This window comes from Mesorhizobium sp. BR1-1-4 (genome assembly GCF_020165375.1).
Taxonomy (GTDB): domain Bacteria; phylum Pseudomonadota; class Alphaproteobacteria; order Rhizobiales; family Rhizobiaceae; genus Mesorhizobium; species Mesorhizobium australicum.
On the sequence record NZ_JAIUIB010000006.1, the window covers coordinates 451481 to 457715 of the forward strand.

Consider the following 6235-nt stretch of genomic DNA (forward strand, 5'->3'; position numbering starts at 1 on the left):
GGGACCGGTGTTTGGCCGAGGCCCAGAGGAAATAGAGCGGGCCCATTTTCAGCACAGGCACACGACGATCCCGCTCGCGATCGCGCAGTTCGCGGTAGACCTTCACCTTCAGCGGCAACTTGCTGATTTGGCTATCTCAATGCACGCGTCGCGAAATCCAGTTCGCGCAGATTGCCGCCAGAAGTCCGCAAGCCATGCCGACGCAATCGGCGATCCAGTCGAACACGTCGAGATCACGCTCTATCAGCGACGTGCCCTGGAGGATTTCGATCGCGGCTCCAACCAGGGCGAGGAAGATGATCAGCCTCCTCTTGCGGCCCGGCCAGCCCAGACTTCCCAGAAACGCCAGGATCGCGAAGGCGCTCGCATGGTTGGCCTTGTCGTAGTGGAAGCCGATATCGATGCCGAATTCGTCGAGGCGAGATATCGGCAGCAACGCGAGCACCAGGACCGCAATGAGCGTGGCGATAAAGGCAATCCGCTCGGCGGCTGAGTAAAATTTCATTCTGTTCCGTCGATACACCAGCCATCGAGGTCGGGTCCGGAGATCTTGGTCAGGTGGCATGCCGGTGTAAGCGGCAGGCTGGCGTCCATGGCCACGATTGCATAAGCCGGCTTCGAAAAGCAACGAGCCCGTCTCGCGATCACGAGGGATCCCAAGGCGTGCCCGCCCATTTGCCGGCAGGGCACGCCTTCCGCCTATTGGCGATAGAATGGTGACGGCTCGTCAGATTGAAGCGCGTTGAATACGCGACAGTCCAAAACCGCTTTTGCCCGACAAGCTCTCTTCGGCAGGCCGGAACATGTCCTCGAAGTCCAGGTCCTGCTCGAAAACCACGCCCCCGACGGACACGGCCAGGATCTCCTCGGCTCCCTGAGGGGCGAAATAGACCTGCGAGACAGTGGCACGGATACGCTCGCCAACCGTCCTGGCTTCGGCCTCGCTCGTTCCGGGAAGGAACACACCGAACATGGAGGCACCTATGCGGCCGACGACGTCTTGCGAGCGCACGCAAGACCGGATGGTTGAAGCGATCAGGCGCAAGGCCTCGTCGCCCCAGTTCAGGCCGAAGCGCAAGTTGATGGCGTTCAGGTGTTCAGGATGAATGACCAGGAACGCGCCCGATCGCTCGCCTTGTGGGGAAGACCTGATCGCCCGTCTCTCGATCAGCGACGTGAAGACCCTCCCGTTCAGGCAACCGGTCAGCGTATCGAAGGTCGCGGCCCGGTTGAGTTCCCGCCGATAGCGACGGATCTCGGCCAGTTTCAGGCCTATGAACACAAACAGCGGCAGGCAGATCACCACAGGCAAAAGTGTTGCCGTGATCATGCCGCGCCCGAAAGGCGTCAGCGCCTCGCTGAACAACAGCAGATAGTTCAGGACGAGGGACACGCACAGGCTGCCGACGGTTCCAAGAAATGCCAGCCAGGCAATGGTCTTCCATTCATGATGGACCGGGACATCAGCTGCTGCATTGCTCATCGTCGATCTCCGTTCGATCGCCAAGCATAAGACCGGCAAGTTACGATTTCGGTTTCGAAGAACAATACAATTTGACACGTTGGTTAGATCGCCAAGCTTCTGAACGGAGGATGCTGCCCTTTGTGGCGAATCCGGTGCTGTCGCCTATGGCGGGCCGAAGATTCCCATCTCCGCCGCCCTGGCTGTTGCTTCGGCCTTGCCATAGATGCCGCTCGGCAAGGCCAGCGCCCAGCCATTCGATACCAGCCAGGCACCGACATCCTGTTTGCCCAGCCTGCATGTCACCGCGACAGGGAAGCGGTCGACCACCGGAGGCACGAAGCAGTTCAGCGCTCGCCCGCGCATCCAGTTGTTGAAAGCCGCGTAGGCCCGCTGTCCGCATGGCCACGCGCTCTCGTGAAACAGGCAGACCCTGTCGGTCTGGACGCCCTGGGTTCCACTGATGAACAGTTTCCGCCCCATGGAGTCGAAACCAGCCGACGACGTGGCCACTGGATCGTAAAGCAATGTTTCCCGCCAATCCCTGGGCATCCATGACTTGGGGCGTGATGCGAGGCCGAGGTCGCCAAGCGGCAAACGAGGTTCCACCCGCTCCATCTCCGATCCCTCGATCTGCGGCGGTGCGATGAGATCCTCGGCAATCTTGCGGGCTGAGTTGACGATCGATCGAGCCGGATGTCGCGCGACGTCATCGCCGACGTCAGGGGCTGGGTCGGTGAGGCTTCGTTCGACGGGGAACAGGGTCGCTGCCTTGACCAGCAGCAGGATGCCGATGACAAGCTCGAGGCCCGCGAGCGCGATCATCATGCGAACGCGCCCCCGATGTCCCATCGGGCCGCCCGCGTCCAATTCGCTAGAAGCTGGACGTCGATTTGGCAACCAGTTTGAGCGCACCTTTTTCAATCCGGTAAAACGGCATTGAGCGTTCGCTGGATCCATCCGCGCGGAACCTGAACAAGCCGGTCGATCCGCGAAAGCCATTCGGGTTCTCGAAAACCTGCCTGTTGAAGCCATTGGGTCCGGCAGCGCTCGCGATCCCCGCAGTAAGGGCGACCATATCATAGGCATAAGCGACATTGACGTCGGCCTGGTAATTGAAGCTTGCCTTGAAACGATCCGAAATGGGGCCTGTTTCATGTTGGTCGAGCGTCGCGATATAGGCGCCTTCGAAAAGCGGACTGGTCGGGTGCTCCAGCCAGCGGTTCGTGCCAACCACGGAGGTTGATTTTCCAGGGATGCCTTTTGCCTTCAGGGCGATCAGGATTGGCGATGGATTGCTGTCGCCGCTGGCGACGATCACGGCGTCGGGGGCGTCAACCAGCGAGCCCATGTCCGCGACCGCCTTTGCCGCGCTGTCGGCGCTCGTGTAGGGGATGGTGATCGCAAGTGCGGCGCCGTACACGCTGAGGCTGTTGGCGACCCGTTTTTCGGCAATATCGGCACCCGCGCCCGCTGGCACCAGCAGGACGAATTTCTTGCCGCCCTTGGCCGCGATTGCGCCGGCGCCTGCCGCGGCACTGTCAGCCTCGCCAAGGCATACCGCATAGACGCCCGGGCCGCCGGCAAAATTGTCCGCGAGAGCCAGAACCACCGGCCGGTTCGAGCCCGACAGTTTGGCGACATGCTGCGCCGCCGGCAGTTCGGTCGGACCGATGACCACTTTCGCTCCCGAAGTTATGGCCTTTACCGCCAGTTGCTGGGAGTAAGCCGCGTCTCCCCTTGTGTCTTCGACGGTAAGCGTCAGCAGGGGATTACCGAGGTCCGTCATGGCGAGCTTGGCGGCGTCGAGCATCTTTTTGCCGTTTTCGCCCGCTGATCCGGAAGCGGACAGCGGCAGCAGCATGGCGACTTTCGTGGGTCCCGTGCCGAGGGACTGCGTCGCCTGGCTTGCGTTTGCCACAGCAACAACAGCAGCCGGCTGATTGGCGACCTGGATGGCAGCGGGGTCGAGCGCGTCCGACACCGAGCCTTTGGATTGGCAGCCGAGCAGCGATAGCGCCAGCGCGCAAGCGACCACCCATGTCCGCAGGCGGTGAACCTGCCGGTCAGATTCCATTTTCTGCCAGCGCTTTCGCTCTTGCGGTCAGTTCATGTACTCGACCATGCGGTCGTGAAAACACTCGCATTTATTGAGCGTGTCTTCGTCCTTGTAGTTGGTCTTCAGGTAGCCGTAAGCCATGCCGCAGGCGACCTTGGCTTCCGATGCCCAGACGAAGACCGGCCGGGATGAATGGATCCATTCCGGGCTGTTGGCGACGGCAACCGACTCATCCATCAGCTTGACGACCTGTTTCGTGAGGTCGACCGTGTTGTCGGTCAGCACCAGATTGGAGGTTCCAACGGTGCGACAATAGTCGGCCACGGGTCCCTCGATGATGTCGGCGGCAAAGCCGGTCGATCCCGCCAACAGCAGCGCCGTGGCCGAAATCAGCAACCTTGAACGAATTCTCATGTAAGCCCCTCTCCAAATTGCCATTTCATGTCCCGCTAATGCATAGCATGGGAGCACGAGCGCGCAGAAGCGTTAAATCGTAACATTGTGCTGAGCGTGGGTCGTGTCGTCGTAAAGGATATTGATCGTGCCTGCGGCAGGTGCGTTCTGTAGCACGGCAACGTCGACGAAGTTGTTGCCCGAGCCACTGGTGTTGACGCTCAGTGTACTCGTCGCGCTATCATAACGCACGTAGTTACTGATATCGCCGTTCACAGGCGTGTCGAACAGCGCGGTGAGATCGATCTTGTCGCCCTCGCCACCAGAACCGGCACCGTGGTAGTCGGTGATCAGATCCTTGATGTCCAGGCTGTCGAGTTTGAACGTGTCGGCTCCTGTGCCGCCGGTCAGTATGTTGTAGCCCGGAGCAGAGATGAGAAGGTCGTCGCCCGGTCCGCCCGACAGGATATTGGGATCATAGGTAGCGTCACCGGTGAGCGTGGCCTGGTGCCCATCATTGGCGTCGACCACGATGTCGAAGCCATGGCTGGCCTTGTCGCCGTCGCCATCCACGACGTCGACGTTGAAATGTAACCCGACGTCGTTTGGTATCTCTATGGCGGTTGTTACGCTGGTGGTGGTACCGGCAACAATCAGTCCTGTATTGCCGATGTTAACAACTGAGATGCCATAGATCAGGTTGGACGAGGTGAAATCCAGAACGCCGTTGACGATGTTCATGTTGCCCTGATCGTGGGCAGTCCCGGACTGATCATAAGTGACCACATGGACGGCATAGCTGCCCGTCATTGGAGCGCCATTAGACCCTTGCAGGAAGTTGATCATGACATGGTCCATGCCAACTTTGGTCGTTGAATGGGTTGAAGAATTATTGTCGCCATCCCCCTGAAGGAAATTTAGAGTTATCGATTCATTGTGGTCCATGGCCTGGCCACTACCGATGCCCAAGCCATTGTTGTTCGAATTTACTGTGGCGGAACTGCCAAAATTTGTACCTGATATCCATCCGGAATTCCCAGTGAACAATATATCCGTGTGGGGAGCATCGACATGATTCTTGACGGTTATTTGCTCCAGGTAAACACTATTGCTATTGCCGCCAAGGCCGGTGGCACCCAGCGCGGTTGTATCCGTTATCACTTTGGTGGGTACGGGATTGATCACCTCAAAAGTATAGGTGCCATCCGATTTCATGGCGACCGTGAAATAAGGCTGTGTACTTCCGGCATCGAAGAAGGCCGTGTAGTGGGCAGTGCCGGTGGCCGCATCATAGGTAGAGGTTGAATGGTCGATCAGCGGTATACTCGCCTGATTTGCCAATGAAACCGCAATTGTCGACAATCCGTCGGCCCCAGGCGTAAGTGACCAGCTGCCGTCATGCGTGCCGGCAGAGTTGGCAACGATCTGGCTTTCAATAGAGGAAATCACAGGCAGGTCGTCGACGATGGTGACGGTGACGGAGCCGGCGCCATGAGTGCCGCCAATGCCGTCGACCGCGACCGCGACAGTATCGGTCAGCGTGTTGTTGCCGTTGCCGGCAGCGTGGGTCTGCGCGGCATTGAGCGTGTAGCTGTAGGAGAAGTCGGCTGACTTGCCGTCCGCCGCAACTGTCACGCCGGTGATCTTGAAACTGCCTTCGCCGGTGTTGATGGTCTGGTTGAGCCAGGCATTCAGCGCGTGGGTCTGGCCGCCGATGGTCACCGTGTCGATGCCGTCGCTCGCCGTGACCTTGAACGCGCCGGTGTCGGTCTCCTTGTTGGTCGCAGCCTGCGAGCCACCCGCATCCAGGCCGGCCTCGTACACGACGCTGGCGGCGCCATTGGCATTGGCATCGTTGCTCGGCGTGACCACGACCGTGGCGTTGTCGTCGGCGCCGTTGATGTTGAACGTGATGGTCTTGGTATCGGCATCGCTGTCCTTGTCGGTCAGCGTGTAGTTGAACGATACGTTGATCGTCTGGCCGTCATGCAGCGCCTGCGTCGCCGGCTTGCTGTTGTCCAGCATGAAGCTCCAGGTGCCGTTGGCATTCTGCGTCAGCGTGCCGTAGTCGCCCAGGTTGACGGCGCCACCGTTCAGCGTGGCCGTCGCCGTGCCCCAGCTGATCGGGTTCGCGGCCGCCGGGCCGTCGGCGCCGAAGATGTTGCCGTAGCCGCTACTCACGTTGCCGCCGACAGTGGTCGTCGCTCCGTCTTCGGTCAGCGTGCCGGCATTCACATTGTGCGCCACAGGCAGGTCGTCGACGATGGTGACGGTGACGGAGCCGGCGCCATGAGTGCCGCCAATGCCGTCGACCGCGACCG

The 6235-nt window shown here is 60.1% G+C and carries 6 protein-coding genes; all 6 read right to left on the reverse strand.

The genetic code is table 11. From position 1 onward, the window contains the following. Positions 1-136 precede the first annotated feature (136 nt). The gene (locus tag LB571_RS16300) at positions 137-505 is read right to left on the reverse strand and encodes a VanZ family protein (RefSeq protein ID WP_224587746.1); all 369 of its coding nucleotides are present in this window, start codon (positions 503-505) and stop codon (positions 137-139) included. 222 nt (positions 506-727) lie between these two features. Then, positions 728-1507 (reverse strand): GGDEF domain-containing protein, encoded by a 780-nt coding sequence (locus LB571_RS16305; protein ID WP_224587748.1) that lies wholly within the window; start codon positions 1505-1507, stop codon positions 728-730. A 120-nt stretch (positions 1508-1627) separates the two neighbouring features. Then, positions 1628-2422: a thermonuclease family protein gene (locus LB571_RS16310; protein WP_224595932.1), complete on the reverse strand. Its 795-nt coding sequence runs from the start codon at positions 2420-2422 to the stop codon at positions 1628-1630. Beyond that, a complete protein-coding gene (locus tag LB571_RS16315; protein WP_140724853.1) occupies positions 2337-3539 on the reverse strand; it encodes an ABC transporter substrate-binding protein in 1203 nt (400 codons plus the stop codon). Before LB571_RS16315 ends, LB571_RS16310 begins: the two co-directional genes overlap by 86 nt. A 27-nt stretch (positions 3540-3566) precedes the next feature. After that, complete coding sequence (locus LB571_RS16320) at positions 3567-3935, reverse strand: hypothetical protein (protein WP_140714969.1); 369 nt, start codon at positions 3933-3935, stop codon at positions 3567-3569. A gap of 72 nt (positions 3936-4007) precedes the next feature. Continuing rightward, the coding region (locus LB571_RS16325) for a beta strand repeat-containing protein (RefSeq protein ID WP_224595936.1) at positions 4008-6235 on the reverse strand (2228 nt) is incomplete at its 5' end.